Origin of the sequence: Komagataeibacter oboediens (genome assembly GCF_003207815.1) — a bacterium.
GTDB classification, from domain to species: domain Bacteria; phylum Pseudomonadota; class Alphaproteobacteria; order Acetobacterales; family Acetobacteraceae; genus Komagataeibacter; species Komagataeibacter oboediens.
The window spans coordinates 75,658-95,154 of sequence record NZ_NKTX01000003.1 but is presented as its reverse complement, the minus strand read 5'-3'; the positions used below and the strand labels follow the sequence as shown (position 1 = coordinate 95,154).

At 66.7% G+C, this 19,497-nt stretch carries 17 protein-coding genes and 1 riboswitch; of the genes, 15 read left to right on the top strand and 2 right to left on the bottom strand.

Translation table 11 applies throughout. From position 1 onward, the window contains the following. The first annotated feature begins 33 nt into the window (after positions 1-33). Positions 34-274, top strand: a riboswitch (cobalamin riboswitch). Between the two features lie 158 nt (positions 275-432). Genes CFR80_RS03330 through cobJ form a run of 7 tightly spaced genes read left to right on the top strand, consistent with a single transcriptional unit; the run spans position 433 to position 8,672 of the window. Continuing rightward, positions 433-834, top strand: coding sequence for a DUF1636 domain-containing protein (locus CFR80_RS03330; protein ID WP_029329434.1), 402 nt, complete (start codon positions 433-435; stop codon positions 832-834). A gap of 5 nt (positions 835-839) precedes the next feature. Next, positions 840-1,892 carry a cobalamin biosynthesis protein CobW gene (gene cobW, locus CFR80_RS03325; RefSeq protein WP_010514205.1) on the top strand — a complete coding sequence of 351 codons (1,053 nt, stop codon included), beginning with the start codon at positions 840-842 and terminating at the stop codon, positions 1,890-1,892. A gap of 34 nt (positions 1,893-1,926) precedes the next feature. Then, on the top strand, positions 1,927-5,301 hold the full coding sequence (cobN, locus tag CFR80_RS03320; protein ID WP_110507086.1) for a cobaltochelatase subunit CobN: 3,375 nt from the start codon (positions 1,927-1,929) through the stop codon (positions 5,299-5,301). Continuing rightward, entirely contained in the window at positions 5,298-6,530 is a 1,233-nt protein-coding gene (gene cobG / locus CFR80_RS03315; protein ID WP_010514208.1) for a precorrin-3B synthase, read from the top strand. Before cobN ends, cobG begins: the two co-directional genes overlap by 4 nt. Then, the gene (locus CFR80_RS03310) at positions 6,527-7,168 is read left to right on the top strand and encodes a precorrin-8X methylmutase (RefSeq protein WP_010514210.1); all 642 of its coding nucleotides are present in this window, start codon (positions 6,527-6,529) and stop codon (positions 7,166-7,168) included. Before cobG ends, CFR80_RS03310 begins: the two co-directional genes overlap by 4 nt. Then, a complete protein-coding gene (locus CFR80_RS03305; RefSeq protein ID WP_010514211.1) occupies positions 7,165-7,902 on the top strand; it encodes a precorrin-2 C(20)-methyltransferase in 738 nt (245 codons plus the stop codon). Before CFR80_RS03310 ends, CFR80_RS03305 begins: the two co-directional genes overlap by 4 nt. After that, complete coding sequence (gene cobJ / locus CFR80_RS03300; RefSeq protein WP_010514212.1) at positions 7,899-8,672, top strand: precorrin-3B C(17)-methyltransferase; 774 nt, start codon at positions 7,899-7,901, stop codon at positions 8,670-8,672. Before CFR80_RS03305 ends, cobJ begins: the two co-directional genes overlap by 4 nt. Here cobJ and CFR80_RS03295 read toward each other — a convergent pair. Continuing rightward, positions 8,636-9,406, bottom strand: a complete 771-nt coding sequence (locus CFR80_RS03295) for a cobalt-precorrin-6A reductase (RefSeq protein WP_010514213.1) — start codon at positions 9,404-9,406, stop codon at positions 8,636-8,638. The two genes, cobJ and CFR80_RS03295, sit on opposite strands and share 37 nt — an antisense overlap. Positions 9,407-9,438: 32 nt before the next feature. Between CFR80_RS03295 and CFR80_RS03290 the strand changes: the two genes are divergently transcribed. The 3 genes from CFR80_RS03290 to cobM are packed head-to-tail and all read left to right on the top strand — an operon-like array spanning position 9,439 to position 11,806. Next, the gene (locus CFR80_RS03290; protein WP_010514215.1) at positions 9,439-10,686 is read left to right on the top strand and encodes a bifunctional cobalt-precorrin-7 (C(5))-methyltransferase/cobalt-precorrin-6B (C(15))-methyltransferase; all 1,248 of its coding nucleotides are present in this window, start codon (positions 9,439-9,441) and stop codon (positions 10,684-10,686) included. Next, positions 10,683-11,057 carry a cobalamin biosynthesis protein gene (locus CFR80_RS03285; RefSeq protein ID WP_010514216.1) on the top strand — a complete coding sequence of 125 codons (375 nt, stop codon included), beginning with the start codon at positions 10,683-10,685 and terminating at the stop codon, positions 11,055-11,057. Before CFR80_RS03290 ends, CFR80_RS03285 begins: the two co-directional genes overlap by 4 nt. Continuing rightward, positions 11,054-11,806, top strand: coding sequence for a precorrin-4 C(11)-methyltransferase (cobM, locus tag CFR80_RS03280; RefSeq protein WP_010514217.1), 753 nt, complete (start codon positions 11,054-11,056; stop codon positions 11,804-11,806). Before CFR80_RS03285 ends, cobM begins: the two co-directional genes overlap by 4 nt. Positions 11,807-11,986: 180 nt before the next feature. Here cobM and CFR80_RS03275 read toward each other — a convergent pair whose 3' ends face one another. Next, the gene (locus CFR80_RS03275) at positions 11,987-13,078 is read right to left on the bottom strand and encodes a cobalt-precorrin-5B (C(1))-methyltransferase (RefSeq protein ID WP_010514218.1); all 1,092 of its coding nucleotides are present in this window, start codon (positions 13,076-13,078) and stop codon (positions 11,987-11,989) included. A gap of 71 nt (positions 13,079-13,149) precedes the next feature. Between CFR80_RS03275 and CFR80_RS03270 the strand changes: the two genes are divergently transcribed. From CFR80_RS03270 to CFR80_RS03250, 5 genes are all read left to right on the top strand, one after another. Beyond that, on the top strand, positions 13,150-14,535 hold the full coding sequence (locus tag CFR80_RS03270; RefSeq protein WP_181418155.1) for a cobyrinate a,c-diamide synthase: 1,386 nt from the start codon (positions 13,150-13,152) through the stop codon (positions 14,533-14,535). Between the two features lie 69 nt (positions 14,536-14,604). Further along, complete coding sequence (locus tag CFR80_RS03265; protein ID WP_010514220.1) at positions 14,605-14,856, top strand: FeoA family protein; 252 nt, start codon at positions 14,605-14,607, stop codon at positions 14,854-14,856. Further along, on the top strand, positions 14,853-16,688 hold the full coding sequence (feoB, locus tag CFR80_RS03260) for a ferrous iron transport protein B (RefSeq protein ID WP_010514221.1): 1,836 nt from the start codon (positions 14,853-14,855) through the stop codon (positions 16,686-16,688). The genes CFR80_RS03265 and feoB overlap by 4 nt, the downstream gene beginning before the upstream one ends. Next, positions 16,688-16,951 carry a DUF6587 family protein gene (locus CFR80_RS03255; RefSeq protein WP_010514223.1) on the top strand — a complete coding sequence of 88 codons (264 nt, stop codon included), beginning with the start codon at positions 16,688-16,690 and terminating at the stop codon, positions 16,949-16,951. Before feoB ends, CFR80_RS03255 begins: the two co-directional genes overlap by 1 nt. 316 nt (positions 16,952-17,267) lie before the next feature. Next, complete coding sequence (locus CFR80_RS03250) at positions 17,268-19,490, top strand: EAL domain-containing protein (RefSeq protein WP_110507085.1); 2,223 nt, start codon at positions 17,268-17,270, stop codon at positions 19,488-19,490. Positions 19,491-19,497: the final 7 nt, after the last annotated feature.

Here is a 19,497-nt window from a genome sequence, read left to right as displayed (position 1 = left end):
ACCGGGTTCCTTTGACAGTGCCGGGACCGATCGTCTAAATCCGCCGGTGATGGTTCCCCCTTCCGGGGGAGAATAGGGAAGACGGTGCGCCATACCGGCAAGTCCGTCGCTGCCCCCGCAACTGTGGGTGGTGATGTCCCGGCACGGTCCATGAAAACATGGACCGGCATACGCCACTGGCCCCCTTCACGGGACCGGGAAGGCCGCCGGGATCGGGGGTGCGGCCGCACCCTCCGCCACAAGCCAGGAGACCTGCCATCATGCCACGCCCTGCCGGCGGGCATAACAGGACCGAATTCGATCGCATGGCCGGCGGGGTGCCCGGCACGCGACAGGCGACCACCCCGCCCCATGCCGGGTGACGCCGCCATGACCGTGCACCCCGCATTCAGCTGCCACGCGCAGCACCGCCGCGAAAGGGCACGGACCGTCATGAGCATTCCCGCACCACCCGAGCCGACGGATGAGACCGGCCCCGTTCACCTGCATGTCTGCGTGACCTGCCGCCGTGGCCTGCCCGCGTCCGACAATCCGCCGGGACGGCAGCTGCATGACGCCATGCAGGCGCTGGCGGCGGACAGCCCGCAGGTCGTGGTGCACGAGGTCAGCTGCCTTGCCGCCTGCAATGACGGCTGCACCGCCGTGGTGGCCATGCCGGGCAAATGGGGCTGGCTGCTGGCCAATCTCGGACCGGAGAAGGCGGATGACCTCATGACCTATGTCGCGGCCTACGGCGCATCACGCAGCGGCACCGTCATGCCGTCCCGCCGCCCCGCCAGCCTGTCGGACATGGTGCGCGGCCGTTTCCCCGCATCCCTTTTTTCAGGAGCCTGATCGCCATGACCCCATCCACCACGGCCCGCGCGCGGGTGCCCGTTACCGTCATCACCGGTTTTCTGGGGGCGGGCAAGACCACGCTGCTACGCCATGTGCTGGCCAATGCGAAGGGACAGCGCATCGCCATTGTCGTCAATGAATTCGGCACGCTGGGCATTGATGGCGATACGCTGCGCGCCTGTGGCGTGGAAGGCTGCCGCGACGAGGATATTGTCGAACTGACCAATGGCTGCCTGTGCTGCACGGTGGCAGATGACTTCCTGCCCACCATGGAGGCGCTGCTGGACCGTGATGCACCGCCCGACCATATCGTGATCGAGACATCGGGGCTGGCGCTGCCCAAACCGCTGCTCAAGGCATTTGGCTGGCCCACCATCCGCACCCGCATGACGGTGGATGGCGTGGTGACGGTCGTGGACGGTCCCGCGGTCGCCGCCGGCCGCTTTGCCGACAACCCCGAGGAAGTCGCCCGCCAGCAGGCCGCCGACCCGTCGCTGGACCACGACAACCCGCTGGCGGAAGTATACGAGGACCAGCTTCTGTCCGCCGACCTGGTGGTGCTGAACAAGACCGACCTCATGACGCCCGCGCAGGCCGACGCGGTGGAATCGTCCATCCGCGCCGAGATCCCGCGCGTGGTGAAGGTGGTGCGCGCGACCGACGGACAGGTGGACCCCGCCATCCTGCTGGGGCTTGATGCCGCAGCGGAAGATGACCTTGACGCCCGTCCCTCGCACCACGATGCCGAAGGCGGCGAGCACGAGCACGATGATTTCGAAAGCTTTGTCGCACCCGTGCCCGAACAGGACAGCGTGGAAGATTTCATCGCGCGGCTGAAAACACTGGCTGAACGGCATGACATCCTGCGCATGAAGGGCTACGCCACGGTGCGCGGCAAGGCCATGCGCCTTGCGGTGCAGGGGGTGGGCAGCCGTTTCCGCCACCAGTTCGACCGCGCCCTGCCCAAGGACGCGCCGCGCACGGGCAGCCTTGTGGTCATTGGCCAGAAGGGGCTGGACCAGTCCGCCATTACGGCTGCATTGGCGCAGGGCTAGACGGCAGGCAGACTGACGGGAACGGGGCAGCGCCATGCATCTGCTTGCACGTGAGGTCCGCACGCTGGATGACGGCGCGCAGGCGGAAGACCTGGGGCATGCCCCGGCTGATATCGTGTTCCTGTCCTTTTCGGACAGTGACCTGCTCTGCCTGAGCGCCGCCCACGCGGCACAGGACGCGCCTGCCGCGACCCTGCGCATGGCCACGCTGTCGCGCCTGCTGCATCCCATGTCCATCGACCTGTACGTAGCCGATACGATCATGGACTCGCGCTGCGTGGTGGTCCGGCTGCTCGGCGGCGTGGAATACTGGCGCTACGGGGCGGAAGAACTGTCGCGCGCGTGCCGGCAGGGGGGCATTCCACTGGCCTTCGTGGCGGGGGACGGGCGCGATGACCCCCGCCTTGCCGCCCAGTCCACCATGCCGGAACCCATGCGCGCCCGCCTTGACGCGCTGCTGCGCACGGGGGGCACGGCCAATATGGAAGCCGCCCTGCGTCTTATGGCGCATCTGGCAGGTCGCTGCGCGGATGACGGCACCGCTCCCGTTCCCCTGCCACCCGCCGACGTGCTGCATGAAGCCGACCCGGCGCTGCCGCTGCGCGCCATGGTGGTGTTCTACCGCGCGCACCTGCTGGCCGGTGACATCGCACCCGTTACGCAGCTGGCAGCGCAACTGGCGCGCCACGGCATGGGGGCGGACCTTGTCTATGTCACATCGCTCAAGAACCCTGACTCCGCCCGGGTGGTGGCCGCACGGCTGACGGCCTGCCCGCCGGACGTCATCATAAACGCCACCTTCTTTTCTGCCCGCGCGGGGAATGACAGCCGTTCCCCGCTGGATCTCGCGGGCGTGCCGGTACTGCAGGTGCAGCAGCCGGGCATTCCCTACACCGTATGGCGCGACAGCGTGCGCAGCCTGTCGCAGGCCGACCTGGCCATGCAGGTGGTGCTGCCTGAACTGGATGGCCGCATTCCCGCCTGCCCCATTTCCTTCAAGGAAGAAACCACCCCCGGCCTGCCCGCACGCCATGAACCCTATCCCGATGGCATCACCCTGACCTGCGCACGCGCGGTCGGATGGGCGCGGCTGGGGCATGAAGCGCCCGCCGCGCGACGGGTGGGGATCATCCTGTCCGATTATCCCGGCGCGCAGGGTGCCCCCACGGGACAGGCGGCGCATGCCGTGGGGCTGGACAGTTTCGCAAGCCTTGAACACATCCTGCGCCTGCTGCGCGACGCCGGTTACGATACGGGTGATGCGTCCCTGCCCACGGCGGATGCACTGGCCCACATGCTGGCGCGGGCACCGGCGCGACCCTTCGTTTCCGTCACCACCTACCGCCAGTGGCTGGGCGCACTACCCGCCACATTGCGCGACGCACTGGCCGCCTGCTGGGGCGCGCCGGAAGAGGATCCGGCAGTAACCGATGGCCGGTTCTGCCTGCGTCATGTCCATCTTGGCCATATCCTGATGGCATTGCAGCCCGATCGCGGGGCCACGACCGACCGGCATGCGGGCTATCATGATCCCGACACGCCACCACGCCATGCCTATGTCGCGTTCTACCTGTGGCTGCGCCATGAACGGCAACTGGACGCCATGGTGCATCTGGGCACGCATGGCACGCTGGAATGGCTGCCGGGCAAGGCCGCGGCCCCATCGGCCACGTGCTGGCCATCGGTGCTGGTTGGCGGCATGCCGGTCATTTACCCCTTCATCGTCAACAACCCTGGCGAGGCCGCCGCAGCCCGGCGCAGGCTGGGGGCGGTCACCATCGGGCACATGACGCCGCCCATCGTGCCTGCTGGTTCAGCGGGGGCCGATACAGGCGACCTTGAACGGCTGATTGATGAATATGCCGCCGCTGACGGACTGGACCGCAGGCGGGGCGCGATCCTGCGCGGGGAAATCCTGCAGCGCGCCGACAGCCTTGGCCTGCTGCATGAAACCGGCCTGACCCGCACGGATGACGAGGACGAAGCCCTTGCCCGGCTTGACGCCTATCTGTGTGACGTAAAGGACCTGCAGATCCGCGACGGACTGCACGTATTCGGCAATCCGCCGCCGCGCGCGACCGAACTGGCGCAGGCCATCGCACGCTCATGCGGCAGGGTGGAAACGGACGACATCACCACCCGCCTGCTGGCCTGTGGCCCGGCGGAAGGCATGGCACTGCTGGCGGCGCTGGACGGGCGATTCATCCCGGCGGGGCCCGCGGGCGCGCCCACGCGGGGCCGGGCCGACGTGTTGCCTACGGGGCGCAACCTGTATGCCATGGACCCGCGCGCCATTCCCACCCGGTCCGCCATGGTACTGGCGCAGCGCACGGCGGAACTGCTGCTGGAAGGGCACCTGCAGGATCAGGGTGAGCCGCTGTGCAGTCTGGTCATTGACCTGTGGGGATCGGCCAGCCTGCGCACGGGGGGCGAGGACCTTGCCCTTGCGCTGCTGCTGATGGGGGTACGCCCGGTATGGGACGGCGCATCGGGACGGGTCACGGGGATCGAGGTCATCCCGATGGCGGAACTCGACCGTCCGCGCGTGGATGTGACGCTGCGCCTGTCGGGCCTGTTCCGTGACGCCTTTCCGGGGCAGATCGCCCTGTTTGAACAGGCGGTGCAGGCCGTGGCCGCACGCCATTTCGAATCCCCCGACCTCAATCCGCTGGCGGCACAGGCGGCCGGTCTGGACGGGGCGGCGCTGCAGGCCGCGACCGCACGCATGTTTGGCGCGGCACCCGGCAGTTACGGCACGGGCGTGGAAGACCCGCTGGCGCGTGGCGCATGGTCGACACGTGACGATCTGGGCCAGGCATGGCTGGATGGGTCGGCATGGACCTATGGCGGCAACCGCGAGGGACAGCGCCAGCCCGACGCGCTGGCCGCGCGCATGGCGGGTGCAGCGGTCGTGCTGCATGTGCAGGACAGTGCCGAAACCGACATTCTGGAAAGTGCTGACATGGCCACGCATGAAGGCGGCATGGCGGCAGCAGCCAGCATGCTGGGCAATACGCCGCGCCTGCTGCATGGCGATACCTCCCGCCCCGATGCGCCACGCCTGCGGGCCACGGCGCAGGAAGTGGCCCGGATCACGCGCGGGCGGCTGGCCAACCCGGCGTGGCTGGCGGGCATGCGCCGCCATGGCTACCGGGGTGCTGCGGAAATCGCGCGCGGGGTGCAGGCCCTGCATGGTTTCGCCGCAACCATGCCCGTGCGTTTCGACCGGCAGTTTGACCTGACCTTCCGCGCCGTGCTTGACGACCCGGATATCGACGCCTTCCTGCGTCATGCCAATCCCGACGCACATGCCGCCATCCGCCGCCTGCTGGCCGATGCGCTACGCCGCGACCTGTGGCGGCCGCGCAGCAATTCCGCAGCCATGCTGCTGGATGATACACGGCCATGACCACGCCAGCCGCCATACGCGGCTGGTGTCCCGGCCTGCACACCCCCATGGAAGCCGCTGATGGCTGGCTGGTCCGCGTGCGCCCGCCACTGGGCCGCCTGTCCGGGACGCAGGCGCGGCAGATCGCCCGCGCCGCCACCATGCATGGCAATGGCCTGATTGAACTGACCAGCCGGGGCAACCTGCAACTGCGCGGCCTGACACAACACAGCGCCAGCGCCTTTGCCCGCGACATGCACGCGGCAGGACTGGCCAGCAGCGATGCCGCGACCGAGGCACGGCGCAGCCTGCTGCTGTCGCCACTGGCCGGGATCGACCCGGATGCGGCATCCGATGCGCCACAGGTGATCCAGGCACTGGATGCCGCCCTTGCCGGTGCCGATACGCTGTGTGGACTGCCTGCCAAATTCGTGGTGGGCGTGGAATGCGGGGGGTATATCCCGGCAGGCACGCTGCGCGCGGATATTGTCGCCCGCGCCACGGACGGCGGGTGGCTGGTGGCCTGTGGCGATCGCGCGCTGGCCTGCGCTGGCCATGACGTGCCACCCGTTGCTGTCGCGCTGGCGCATGCCCTGGCGGCGATGTCCCCTGCTGCGCGGCCCCTGCGTGACCCCGTGCTGGGCCAGGCGGCCTTTGCCCGCATCGGGCGACCGGATACCGTGGCCGCCCCACCCGCAACCCGGCACAGGCCCCGGCCGGCAGGGCCGCTGCCCGGTCACGCCATGGGTGTCATGCTGCCGCCCGGTCCCGTTACGGCCGACATGTTCGAAGCGATTGCACAATGGTGCGATGACCACGGCAACGGCCATATGCGCGTGGCCCCATGGCGCGCGATCGTGCTGGAACAGTGCGCGGTACCACCCGCCCTGCCCGGTCTGATCACGCACGCGGATGACCCACGCCTGCGCATATGGGCATGCATCGGCACGCGTGGCTGTGCGTGTGCTGCGCGCGACGTGATTGCGGATGCGCAGGCGCTGGCCCCTGATCTGCCGCCGGGTGTCAGCCTGCATGTATCAGGCTGCGCCAAGGGATGCGCCCACCCTGCCCCCGCCGACATCACGCTGGTGGCGGGGCCGGACGGGTATGGCCTGTGCCCGCATGGCCGGGCGGACAATACGCCTGTGGACATCGGGCTTTCGCTGGCACAGATACATCCGATCGTGCGGGGCTGGCCCCCGCGCCCCACCGACGCCACCCCACGCAACGGGAGAACTGAACCGGCATGACCCCGCAGACGGAACCGTACGACTACATTCATGACGGGGCGGCGATCTATGCCCGTTCCTTTGCCATCATCCGCGCCGAAGCCGACCTGAGCGGACTGACCGAGGCCGAAGCCCGCGTGGCCGTGCGCATCATCCACGCCTGCGGCATGGTGGATGTGGTGAAATCCATCCGCATGTCCCCCGATTTCGTAAGCAGTGCGCGCGCGGCCCTGCTGGCGGGCCGGCCCATCCTGTGTGATGCGAACATGGTCGCCCATGGCGTGACCCGCGCGCGCCTGCCTGCCGACAACCCGGTCATCTGCACGCTGCGCGACCCGCGCACGCCCGTGATTGCAAAGGAAATCGGCAATACCCGCTCGGCCGCGGCGATGGACCTGTGGGGCGACCAGCTGGATGGCGCGGTGGTGGCCATTGGCAACGCGCCGACCGCGCTGTTTCACCTGCTGGAACTGATCCGCGCGGGCGCGCCCCGCCCGGCTGCGGTCATTGGCATGCCGGTCGGCTTTGTCGGCGCTGCGGAATCCAAGGACGCGCTGGCGGAGTTTGGCGACCTGCCGTTCATCATCGTGCGCGGACGCCTGGGGGGCAGCGCCATGGCGGCGGCCACCGTCAACGCGCTGGCGAGTGAAGCGGAATGAACGCCAGCGCCGCGACAGGCCGCCTGTCGATCCTTGGCATGGGGCCAGGTGATCCGGAACTGATGACCCTCAAGGCCGCGCGCATACTGCGCGAAAGCCCGGTGGTGGCATGGTTCTGCCGCCATGACCGCCCCGGCCATGCCCGCCAGATCGCAGGCGACATGCTGCCCGAACGGGCGGAGGCCCTGCGCTTCGCCTATCCCTTCACCACGGAAATCCCGGTCAGCGACCCGGCCTATCTGGTGCGCATGGCGGCATTTTACGATGAGTGCGCCAGACAGATCGCAACACGCCTGCAGAACGGACAGGACGTGGCCCTGCTGTGTGAAGGGGACCCGTTCCTGTTCGGGTCGGCCATGTATGTGTTTGACCGCCTGCAGGACCGTTTTGACTGCACCGTGGTGCCCGGCATTACCGCCATGGCGGGATGCTGGTCGGCCGCGCGGCAGCCGATGGTGCATGGGGATGACGTGCTGTGCGTCATTCCCGGCACGCTGGATGAAGCGGCACTGACCTCGGCGCTGGAACACGCGGATGCCGCCGTCATCATGAAGCTGGGCCGCAACCTTGAAAAGGTGCGTACCGCGCTGCGCCATGCGGGGCGGGAGAACCGCGCGATCTATGTCGAACGCGCGACCCAGCCGCAGCAGCGCTGGATGAAGCTTGCGGACATGACGGGACCAGCCCCCTATTTCTCCATCATCCTTGTCCCCGGACGGGAGGACGCGCGATGATGCAGGCGGCAGGGCGCATCTTCATCGTGGGGCTTGGCCCCGGCGCGCCGGAACAGCAGACCCCGCAGGCCAGTCATGCACTGGCGCAGGCAACCGACCTGATCGGCTACACGCCCTATGTCGCCCGGGTCAAAGCCGGGCCGGAGGTCGTGCGCCATGCATCCGACAACCGCGTGGAACTGGACCGCGCGCAGCACGCCATTGAACTCGCACTGGCGGGACGGACCGTGGCGGTCGTATCCGGCGGGGATGCGGGCGTATTCGGCATGGCCAGCGCCGTGTTCGAGGCCATCGACCACGGCCCGGCCACATGGCGGGGGGTGGATGTCACGGTCATACCGGGCGTCTCCGCCGTGCTGGCCGCAGCCGCCCGGCTGGGCGCGCCGCTGGGGGGGGATTTCTGCGTCATTTCCCTGTCGGACAACCTCAAACCGCGTGAGGTCGTGCACCGCAGGCTGGCGGCGGCTGCGGGCGCGGGGCTGGTCATTGCGCTGTACAATCCACGTTCAAAGGCCCGCCCAGACCAGCTGGGCGAGGCGCTGGACCTGCTGCGCACCATCCTGCCCGGCGATGTGCCGGTCGCCTTTGCCCGCGCCATTGGCCGCCCGGATGAACGGGTGATCCTGACCGATATCGCCCATGCCGACCCCGAACAGGTGGACATGAGCACGCTGGTGCTGATCGGCTGCCCGCTGACCCATGTGATCGACCGCGCGGATGGGGGGAAGTGGCTTTATACCTCCCGCCGGGTGGAGGCATCGTGCGCATAAAGGCGCTTCAGCCATGCCATGGCGCCCGCAGCATCGGCCACGGTGGGGGCCGACGCTGCGGGCGGGCGGTCAACCATGATGACCGGCAGACCCAGTGCGCGTGCGGCCTCCAGCTTGGCAGATGTTGCCGTGCCGCCGGAATTCTTGGTGACGATTACATCAATGCGTTCAGTACGCAGCAGCGCATCCTCGGCCGCGACATCAAAGGGACCACGCGCCTGCACCACCCGCGCGCCGGGCGGCAGCAGGGCTGCATCGGGCCGGTCCACGCTGCGCAGCAGCCAGTCATGCGCCCCCGCATGATGGAAGGGCAGCAGGTCCTTGCGCCCCACCGTCAGCAGCACGCGGCGCGGCGTGGCGCCCAGTGCACGGGCAGCGGCCTGCATGTCGCCCACCCGTATCCAGCGGTCCCCCGCCACCGGCGTCCAGCCGGGACGTTCCACGCGCAGCAGCGCGACACCCGCCTGCGCACAGGCCTGTACGGCATTGGCGCTCATGCGCACGGCAAAGGGGTGGGTCGCGTCAATGACCGCCTCGATCCGGTGCGCCACCAGCCACGCCCGCAGGCCGTCCACCCCGCCAAACCCGCCGATCCTGACCGCAAGCCGTGGCAGGACGGGCGCACGCGTGGCCCCGGCGAGGGAGACCGTGACATCAAACCTTGCGGCCGCCTGTTCCAGGAGGCCATACAGCGCGCGGGCCTCCGTCGTGCCACCCAGAACCAGAACCCGCATCTTTCCCCCCTTGCCTGCAACGGGGCCTGCGCATGACCACCCCATGGCTGCATGTTATCGGCATTGGCGAGGAAGGTGTCGAGGGCCTGCCCCCGGCCCTGCGCACCCTGATCGCGGGCGCGGACCTGGTGGTGGGTGGCGCGCGCCACCTGGCCCTTGCGGCGACGATGGTAACCGGGCGCACGCTGGCCTGGCCGCACCCCTTTGTCGATGGCGTTGCCAGGTTGCTGGCCCATCGCGGGCAGGCCGTGTGCGTGCTGGCATCTGGCGATCCGTTCCTGTTCGGGGTGGGCAGCACGCTGTGCCGCCACGTGCCGATGGGTGAAATGCGGTGTTATCCCGCGCCGTCTTCCGTAGCACTGGCATGCAACCTGCTGGGCTGGGCGGAGCAGGATGTGAATGTCCTGTCCCTGTGCGGTCGCCCGATGGAGGCCGTGGCCCCTGCCCTGCAGCCCGGTGCGCGGCTGGTGGTGCTGTCGGCGGATGAAGAAACGCCTGCGCGGTTCGCGCGCTGGCTGCACGAACGCGGCTTTGGTCCGTCCACCATGCATGTGCTGGGCGCGCTGGGCGGGGCGGGACAGACGCACCACACCGCAACAGTTGCGGACATGGCGGCGGATGCGCCCCGCCCGCCCCGGCTGAACCTGATGGCGCTGGATATCGTGGCGACACGTGATGCGCTGGTCATCCCGCTGGCCTGCGGGCTGCCTGATGAGATGTTTGCCCATGACGGGCAGATCACCAAGCGCGAGATCCGGGCAGCAACCCTGTCTGCCCTTGCCCCGCGGCGGGGCGAAGTGCTGTGGGACATTGGCGGCGGATCGGGGTCGATCAGCATTGAATGGATGCTGCGCCACCCGGCCAACCGGGCTGTCGCCATTGAAAAATCGGCTGAACGCCGTGCCCGCATCGCCCGTAACGCCCTGAACCTTGGCGTGCCCGCGCTGCATATCGTGGCGGGGGAAGCGCCTGCAATCCTGCCCACACTTGCGGCCGATGGCCTGCCACCACCTGATGCCATTTTCATTGGTGGCGGCATAAGCAGTCCCGGCATGCTGGACGCGGCATGGCGCGCGCTGCGGCCAGGCGGGCGGCTGGTTGCCAATGCCGTCACACTGGAAAGCGAGGCAGCGGTCATGGCCGCCCATGCCCGCCGGGGCGGCACGCTGACGCGCATGCAGGTGGAACGGCTGGAGGCCATAGGACGCTTCCACGGATTCCGCCCCGGCATGACCGTGACCAGCTACGCCGTCACCCGCACGCAGGACGCATCTGCATGATCGTCGCGGGACTTGGCCTGCGCAGCGGGTGCGCGGCGGGGGCGATCCTTGACCTGCTGCAGGCGGCCCACGAACGCTGTGGCAGGCAGGCGGACCTTGTGGCCGTGCCCGCCTTCCGCTACCGCGAGGCCGGGCTGCAGGCGGCACTCGCCCGGCTGGGCCTGACGCTGTGCGCGGTGACGCCGGATGAACTGGCCGCGGCACAGCCGCGCTGCCTGACCCGATCTGCCCGCGCGCAGGCTGCACTGGGTGTCGCGTCGGTGGCGGAAGGCTGCGCGCTGGCGGCGGCGGGGCCGTACTCACGACTGATCGTGCCGCGCCTGACCGGCACCCACGCAACATGTGCCATGGCACAGGGAGAGGATGCATGACCGTACACTTCATTGGCGCAGGTCCGGGCGCTGCCGACCTGCTGACCCTGCGTGGGCGCGACCTGCTGGCGGCATGCCCGGTCTGCCTGTACGCGGGTTCCATCGTACCGGCCGAAATGCTGGAACACTGCCCGCCAGATGCGCGGCTGGTGGATACTGCCCCGCTGACGCTGGACCTGATCGAGCAGGAATATCTGAAGGCCCATGCGGCGGGACAGGATGTGGCGCGCCTGCATTCGGGTGATCTGTCTGTCTATAGCGCGGTAGCCGAACAGATCCGCCGTCTGGACCGCCATGGCATTCCGTGGACCATGACACCGGGCGTGCCAGCCTTTGCTGCTGCCGCTTCCGTTCTGGGGCGGGAACTGACGGTGCCCGAAGTGGCGCAGAGCGTGGTGCTGACGCGTGTCAGCGGGCGGGCATCGGCCATGCCGGACCGTGAAAAACTGACCGCTTTCGGCGCGACGGGCGCAACGCTTGCAATCCATCTGGCCATTCATGTGCTGGACCGGATCGTGGCCGACCTGACGCCGCTTTATGGCGCGGACTGTCCCGTGGCCATTGTGGCGCGGGCGACATGGCCTGACCAGCTGGTGCTGCGCGGCACGTTGGGGGATATCTGTGCGAAGCTGTCGGAAAATCCCATCGAGCGCACGGCACTGGTGCTGGTGGGCCGGGCGCTGGGCACGCACAATTTCAGGGAAAGCGCGTTGTACAACGCCGATTATCATCGCCGCTTCCGGTCCTGAACGACAGCACCAGAAAGTATCGAGACCAGAAGATAAAAAATTTTGGGTGCTGCCTTCTTCAAAAGGCGGCGTTTCCTGAAACTTTTTGGGGAAATTTTACCAAAAACTTTTATCCAGCAGTAGTAATCATCCATCTTTTTCCGGTTTGGTAAATAAAACCGGATATGATGATACCGCGTTTCAGCCCCTGACCGGATGCGGGCCATGCCGGGCAACCAGCGTGCCCGCGCGGTCGAACAGCAGCACATCCAGCACGCAGTCATTGCCAGCCAGCACATCGGCCGCCGCCTGCCACGCCCCGTGCGCAACAGCCGGACCAAGGGGATACCCGGCCCCGGCCGCCAGCGCGAAGGCGGCGGCGACGGAATGGCTCCGTGCAATGTCCTCCACCAGCGGATCAGGTCCCCCCATCCCCCGCGCAAGCGCCGCCAGCCGCGTCATGTCCGCCTGTCCACGGCGGGAATGCAGATCAAGAAAACCCTGCGCCAGCTTGGTCATCTTGGCCACGCCGCCACCAATGGTCACACGCCCCACCGGATGACGGCGCAGGTATTTCAGCAGGCCACCGGCAAAATCCCCCATTTCCAGCATGGCTTCTTCCGGCAGGCCGTACAGCGCCCGCGTGGCCCGTTCCGACACATCGCCCGTGCAGCCCGCCACATGCGGCAGGCCCAGCGCGCGCGCCACGTCCACGCCGCGATGGATGCTGTCGATCCACGCGGCACAGGAAAACGGCACGACAATGCCCGTCGTGCCCAGAATGGACAGACCGCCCACGATTCCGAGACGGCCATTGAGCGTATGACGCGCCATGTCCTGCCCACCCGCGACGGACACCGTGACCACGACATCCGGTTCCCGCCCCGACACGTCACGCAGGGCGGTCCGGATCATGCGGCGGGGCACCGGGTTGATGGCGGGCTCGCCCGGCGGGACGGGCAGGCCGGGCAGGGTCACGGTGCCCACGCCTTCGCCCGCACGAAACACCACGCCACTTCCCGGTGGCCCACGGCGCACGTCCACACGCACATGCGCGCCGTGTGTCACATCCGGGTCGTCGCCTGCGTCCTTCACAACCTCCGCCCATGCGCCATCCCCATCATGCCCGTGGGCCGCCAGCGCGAACGCCACATGCTGCCCACCGGGCAGGACAATGGTCACAGGGTCGGGAAACGCCCCCCCGCACAGGCCACACCATGCGGCACGGGCGGCGGCGGTGGCGCAGCTGCCAGTGGTCCATCCCCGGCGCAGGCTGGTATGGGTACGCTCCATCTGGGTGGTCTTCTTTTCCTGCAGGGGTAAAAGGTGACTTGGCTCAACACGGTCTAGCAGGAACGGATACGATGACACGAGGGCTGATGATAGCCGCGCCCCGATCTGGTGGCGGCAAGACCACGCTGACGCTGGCCCTGCTGGCCGCCCTGCGCCGCAGGGGTATTGCCGTGCGCGGGGCCAAGACCGGGCCGGACTATATCGACCCTGCGTTCCATGAAGCGCTGACCGGGCTGTCCAGCCTCAACCTGGACAGCTGGGCCATGCCGCCCGCGCTGCTGGATGATGTCATGTCGCAGGCGTGTTCAGGCTGCGACATGCTGGTGACCGAAGCCTCCATGGGTCTGTTTGACGGACTGCTGGAGCCACGCGGCGCGCGGGGCGCGCCTGCGGATATCGCCGCACGCTTTGGCCTGCCGGTCGTGCTGGTGCTGGATATTTCCGGGCAGGGGCAGTCAGCGGCGGCCACCGCGCTGGGTTTTGCAACGCTTGATCCCTCCGTCCGGATCGCGGGGGTCATCCTGAACCGCGTGGGATCCCCCCGTCATGCCGCCATGGCGACACGGGCCATTACCGCCACGGGCATACCGGTACTGGGCGCATTCGGGCGTGATACGCAGCTGCAGATGCCCGAACGCCATCTGGGACTGGTACAGGCGCGGGAGCATGGCGGGCTGGATGCACTGGCCGAACGTCTGGCCACGCAGGCCGAACGAGACCTTGACCTTGACGCCATACTGGCCTGCGCCATGCCACAGTCCCCTGCCGCCGCGACTGACGCCATTGCCATCGCTCCACCGGGGCAGCGGATCGCGGTGGCGAATGACGCGGCCTTTTCCTTCCTGTACGCACACGTGGCGGCAGGCTGGCGCAGGGCGGGGGCAGAACTGCATTTTTTCTCCCCGCTGAATGACGAAGGCCCGGCGGACGGATGCGATGCCTGCTGGCTGCCTGGCGGCTATCCCGAACTGCATGCCGGGCGGCTGGCGGCAGCGGACCATTTCCGCCATGCGCTGGCATGCTTCGCGCAGACCCGGCCGGTGCATGGGGAATGCGGGGGATTCATGGTGCTGGGTGAAAGCCTGACGGACAAGGCAGGGGAAACCCACCGCATGACCGGGCTGCTGGGGCATGCCACATCATTTGCGCGGCGACGGATGAACCTGGGCTATCGCACGGCGCAACTGCGCCACGACTGTGCCATTGGCCGGGCGGGGACGGTCCTGCGCGGGCATGAATTCCATTACGCCACCGTGACAGATCCGGGTAATGACACGACACTGGCGGACATGCACGACGGATACGGCGAACCACGTGGCACGGGCGGGGGCCGGCGCGGGCTGGTATCGGGCACGTTCTTCCATATCCTGTCCACGCTGCCCGCATTGCACGACGGGGCTACATGCACACCCGGCATACCCGCATCCGCCACGGCGCAGGTATCGGAACAAACATGATGGACAACATTACCACCAGTATTTAATAATAATTATCACTTACTATTATTGTCCGGATAATACCGCCTTATGCGACTGAGTGACCTGCCACGCGGAACCGACGCCGTGATCGACAGCGTTGATGACCACGGCAGCACAGACCCCGTGGCCCACAGACTGCGTGAACTCGGCTTCGTGCCGGGGGAGGCGGTGCGCGTTGTCGCGACCGCGCCACTGGGAGGGGATCCGCTGGCGGTGCGCATCGGCTTCACACGATTTGCCCTGCGCCGCACGGAAGCCGATCGCGTGAACGTCCATGCCGCGGTTGGAACACCGGCATGACCACACTCAACATCGCACTGGTCGGCAATCCGAACTGTGGCAAGACCGCGCTATTCAACCTGCTGACCGGCAGCAGGCAGAAAGTGGCCAATTACGCCGGTGCTACGGTGGAACGCAAGGAAGGCTGGTTCACCACACCCGCGGGCCATACCGTGCGCCTGCTGGACCTGCCCGGCGCATACAGCCTGAACGCCACCAGCCCCGATGAAGCCGTCACCCGCGATGTCTGCGCCGGTACCTACAAAGGGGAGGCTGCGCCCGACCTGCTGGTCTGTGTTGCGGATGCGACGAACCTGCGGCTGCACCTGCGCTTCGTGCTGGAAATGCGCAACCTTGGCCGGCCGGTGGTACTGGCACTGAACATGATCGATGCGGCCCAGCGCGGCGGCATGGAGATCGACCTGCCCCGCCTGCAGGCGGAAATCGGCATGCCGGTGGTGCCCACGGTGGGAATCAGGCGGGACGGCGCACGCAGCCTGCTGACACAGCTGGACGAAACCCTGCCCCCCGTGCCCACGCCCCTGCCCGCGGGCACCGACCTGCATGCGCTGGTGCGGCAGATCCTGTCGGACTGCGTGACCCAGTCCACCCCCCTGTCCGACCGGGTGGAAGAACGGCTCGACCGATGGGTGCTGCACCCGGTCTGGGGGCCGGTCATCCTGATCGTGCTGCTGTTCTTCATGTTCCAGGCGGTTTTTTCATGGGCCCAGCCCGTCATGGACGGAATCGATGCGGGCATGGGCTGGCTGGGACAGCAGGTCGGGCAGCTGCTGCCCGATGGCGTGCTGCGCAGCCTGATCGTGGATGGCGTGATCGCGGGGGCCGGCAGCGTGGTGACGTTCCTGCCGCAGATCCTGATCCTGTTTGCATGGATACTGGCGCTGGAGGAATCGGGCTACCTGCCCCGGGCCGCGTTCCTGCTGGACCGGCTTATGTCATTCGCGGGGCTGAGCGGGCGTTCCTTCATTCCGCTGCTGTCCAGCTTTGCCTGCGCCGTGCCCGGGGTCATGGCCACGCGCACGATCCAGAACCCGCGTGACCGGCTGGTGACCATTTTGATCGCGCCGCTCATGACCTGTTCGGCCCGGCTGCCGGTCTATACGCTGCTGATCGGGGCATTCATTCCCCACCGCAACATCGCCGGATTCCTGAACCTGCAGGGGCTTGTCCTGTTCGGGCTGTATGCGCTGGGCATCATCTCCGCCGTGGTGGTGGCGCGCATACTGCGCTGGCGCAATGCCGACCGGCAGGAAGCCACCCTGCTTATGGAACTGCCTGCCTACCGCCTGCCCAACCCGCGCGACCTTGCGCTGGGGCTGTGGGAACGCGCGCGCATCTTCCTGCTCCGCGTGGGCACGACCATTGTCTCGCTCACGGTGCTGTTGTGGGGCCTGTCCAGCTTTCCCGCCCCGCCGCCGGGTGCGCCTGGGCCTGCCATCGACTGGAGCCTTGCAGGCCGGATCGGCCACCTGATGCTGCCGGTCTTCGCGCCGCTGGGCTTCAACTGGCAGATCTGCGTGGCGCTGATTCCCGGGCTTGCCGCGCGTGAAGTCGCGGTGGGTGCGCTGGCCACGATCTATTCCCTTGGCTCCGGCACGGATACCGATCAGGCGGCCATCCAGCTTGGGCAGATGCTGCCCACGCACTGGAGCATGGCGACCGCGCTGTCGCTGCTGGCGTGGTATGTCTACGCACCACAATGCGTTGCAACGCTGGCGGTCATCCGGCGGGAGACGTCATCATGGCGCGTGGTAGCGCTTGCGGCGGGGTACCTGTTTGCCCTTGCCTATGTCGCGGCGTTCCTGACCTACCATATCGCACGGATGTTCTGATGCATTTCACGACGCTGCTGCAGACGCTGCTGGCCTGTGGGCTGGTGCTGGCGTGCGCGCTGTACTGGGCGGGACGGCTGTTTCCGGCACTGGCGCGCAAGGGCTGGCACCAGACAGGCAGCCTGCTGCGGTGGCTTCATGCCCCTGCCGCCATGACCCGCTACGCCACCCGGCGCGCCGCACCCCGTTCCGCTGGCGGATGCGGCGGATGTTCCGGCTGTCGTGGTGAAACCTGTAGCACAGACAGAAAAGCGGTCAGGTAAGTACGGGTATTTTAAACAAATGACGCGATGGATCAGTGCACCGGGATGGGTTATATAGACCATCTGGTTTTCTGTTAAATCGTGTACCATGGTTTTCGTCTATACAAATTCGGAATAAATACTATTCTATATAATATGTAATATATGTCTGCTGTTCATATGATATGCCTGCGCCCACTGCTATTACCGGCATGTCCGTCTTCCCTATAACGTCACGTCCGGCACGCCGTGTGCCTACCTGTCCCATACTGCATGCCCCACGGTCCGCATGGCTCGTGGCTGCAGGCCGTCCTTGTCCCTTTTGCGAGGTAACTCAATGTCCAAGCCTAACCTGAGCGCTGAAGTCCTGATTTCGGCACTGGAACAGGCCATAGACGCAACCGTTATTATCGATGACCAGAACCGCGTCATCTTTTTCAATAGCGCTGCGGAAAACCTGTGGGGTCTGGACAAGAAGGACGTGCTTGGCCAGAACGTGAACGTGCTGGTGCCCATGCTGCACCGCAACGGACATGACGCGTTTGTGGACCGCAGCCGATCCAGCAGCCAGAACCGTATTGTCGGCACATCGCGTGAGGTGGAGTTCACCCGCAGCGACGGGGAATACATCTGTGGCGAACTGTCCCTGTCGAAGGTCGTGACCGATAACGGGCGCATCTTCTTCATGGGGGTGATGAAAAACGTCACCAACGAAAGCCAGCAACGCAAGATCCTGATCCTGCAGAACGACGTGCTGCAGGCGCTGGCCAGCGACATGGTCATACAGGACGTGGCCGACCTGCTGTGCCGCCGGGTGGAAAGCTTCGTGCCCGGCACGGTTGCGGTGCTCATGCTCATCACGCCTGACGGGCAGCTGCGTGTCCTGTCCAGCCCCACACTGCCCAAGCGGTACCGGGCATCGCTGGAAAGCCTGTACATTTCATCATCCGAGCTGGAGAAGCTGCGGCTTGATCCCAAATACGCCACGCGCCTGGTATGGGACAGCTACCGCTCGCTCGGGATCTCGCTGGGGCTGCAGCAGTGTTTCTGCACGCCGGTCTGCACCCGGTCGGGTCAGGTCAAGGGCATTTTCGCCCTGTATTCGCGTGAAGACCAGGGCCGCAACACATGGCCGCAGCGCATTGTCGATTCCTGCATTCCCTTCTGTGCGCTGGCGTTCGAGCAGAATGCAACGCAGGAACACATCTCCCACCTTGCCAATTTCGACAGCCTGACCGGGCTGCTCAACCGGTCCTCGGTCCACAAGGTGATCGAGAGCATGATCAACAAGCAGGATGGCAACCGCCAGTTTGCCATCTTCATGCTGGACATCGACCGCTTCCGCGACATCAACGACGCCCTGGGCCATGTCTATGCCGACCAGTTCCTGGTTGAAATCGCGGCCCGTATCCGCGCCATCGCGCTGGATGGGTATGTCATCAGCCGCTCGGGCGGGGATGAATTCGTGGTGGTGGTGCCCAACTGCCCCAACAAGGAAGCCGCCGAATTTGCCGAACGCCTGCTGACCACCATCGCCAAGCCCATGCAGATCGGGCAGAACACACTGACGATTTCCTGCTCCATCGGCATCAGCACCTATCCCGATAACGGGCCGGACAGTGAATCGCTGCTCAGCACGGCGGACGTGGCGCTGCGACAGGCCAAGGAAGACGGGCGCGGCACCTTCCGCTTCGCCAACCTTGAAAAGAACCAGGTGGCGCAGGACCGTCTGGTGCTGGGCTCCGCGCTGCGTGATTCACTGGCCAAGGGCATGCTGAACCTGCATTACCAGCCGCAGGTGCGCACGCATACGCTCGAACTCAGCGGGGTGGAGGCCCTGTCGCGGTGGCACCATCCGACGCTGGGCAACATCTATCCCTCGCGCTTCATCGCGGTGGCGGAGGAAACCGGCCAGATCGAGGCCATCGGCCGGTGGTCGCTGCTGGAGGCCTGCCGCCAGATCGTGAAATGGGACCGCGACGGCATCCATGTGCCGACCGTGGCCGTGAACCTGTCGGCGGTGCATTTCCGCAATCGCGCGCTGCCTGAACACATCGCCGCCCTGCTGAAGGACCATGACCTCAAGCCCGCGCGCCTGACGGTGGAAATCACCGAAAGCGTGATGATGGACAACAGCCGCGATACCGAGGAAGTGCTGCAGTCCATCCGCAACCTTGGCTGTGGCCTGTCGATGGATGATTTCGGGACGGGGTATTCGTCGCTGTCGCGGCTGACGCGCCTGCCGCTGACAGAAATCAAGATCGACCGCAGCTTCATCAACGATTTCGAATACGACACCAATGCGCAGGCCGTGACCATGGCCGTGATCGGCATTGGCTCGCGCCTTGGCATGACGGTCGTGACCGAAGGGGTGGAGACCGAACAGCAGCGCGAACTGCTGGAAGAACTGAACTGCGACGTGATGCAGGGCTACCTGTTCGCCAAGCCGCTGGCCCCCGATGACCTGGAAAAATGGGTACGGCAGCACAAGACGGTCAAGAAGGCCCCGCCGGCCGGCGCAGCTGCCAAAACGGTTTCCGATAAGAAGAAATCGTCCTAGATTGAGT

What these genes read in the sequence shown, in the direction of transcription:
- CFR80_RS03330 (WP_029329434.1), top strand. Translation starts at nt 433, where the DNA reads ATGAGCATTCCCGCACCACCCGAGCCGACGGATGAGACCGGCCCCGTT.
- cobW (WP_010514205.1), top strand. Translation starts at nt 840, where the DNA reads ATGACCCCATCCACCACGGCCCGCGCGCGGGTGCCCGTTACCGTCATC.
- cobN (WP_110507086.1), top strand. Translation starts at nt 1,927, where the DNA reads ATGCATCTGCTTGCACGTGAGGTCCGCACGCTGGATGACGGCGCGCAG.
- cobG (WP_010514208.1), top strand. Translation starts at nt 5,298, where the DNA reads ATGACCACGCCAGCCGCCATACGCGGCTGGTGTCCCGGCCTGCACACC.
- CFR80_RS03310 (WP_010514210.1), top strand. Translation starts at nt 6,527, where the DNA reads ATGACCCCGCAGACGGAACCGTACGACTACATTCATGACGGGGCGGCG.
- CFR80_RS03305 (WP_010514211.1), top strand. Translation starts at nt 7,165, where the DNA reads ATGAACGCCAGCGCCGCGACAGGCCGCCTGTCGATCCTTGGCATGGGG.
- cobJ (WP_010514212.1), top strand. Translation starts at nt 7,899, where the DNA reads ATGATGCAGGCGGCAGGGCGCATCTTCATCGTGGGGCTTGGCCCCGGC.
- CFR80_RS03295 (WP_010514213.1), bottom strand. Translation starts at nt 9,406, where the DNA reads ATGCGGGTTCTGGTTCTGGGTGGCACGACGGAGGCCCGCGCGCTGTAT.
- CFR80_RS03290 (WP_010514215.1), top strand. Translation starts at nt 9,439, where the DNA reads ATGACCACCCCATGGCTGCATGTTATCGGCATTGGCGAGGAAGGTGTC.
- CFR80_RS03285 (WP_010514216.1), top strand. Translation starts at nt 10,683, where the DNA reads ATGATCGTCGCGGGACTTGGCCTGCGCAGCGGGTGCGCGGCGGGGGCG.
- cobM (WP_010514217.1), top strand. Translation starts at nt 11,054, where the DNA reads ATGACCGTACACTTCATTGGCGCAGGTCCGGGCGCTGCCGACCTGCTG.
- CFR80_RS03275 (WP_010514218.1), bottom strand. Translation starts at nt 13,078, where the DNA reads ATGGAGCGTACCCATACCAGCCTGCGCCGGGGATGGACCACTGGCAGC.
- CFR80_RS03270 (WP_181418155.1), top strand. Translation starts at nt 13,150, where the DNA reads ATGACACGAGGGCTGATGATAGCCGCGCCCCGATCTGGTGGCGGCAAG.
- CFR80_RS03265 (WP_010514220.1), top strand. Translation starts at nt 14,605, where the DNA reads ATGCGACTGAGTGACCTGCCACGCGGAACCGACGCCGTGATCGACAGC.
- feoB (WP_010514221.1), top strand. Translation starts at nt 14,853, where the DNA reads ATGACCACACTCAACATCGCACTGGTCGGCAATCCGAACTGTGGCAAG.
- CFR80_RS03255 (WP_010514223.1), top strand. Translation starts at nt 16,688, where the DNA reads ATGCATTTCACGACGCTGCTGCAGACGCTGCTGGCCTGTGGGCTGGTG.
- CFR80_RS03250 (WP_110507085.1), top strand. Translation starts at nt 17,268, where the DNA reads ATGTCCAAGCCTAACCTGAGCGCTGAAGTCCTGATTTCGGCACTGGAA.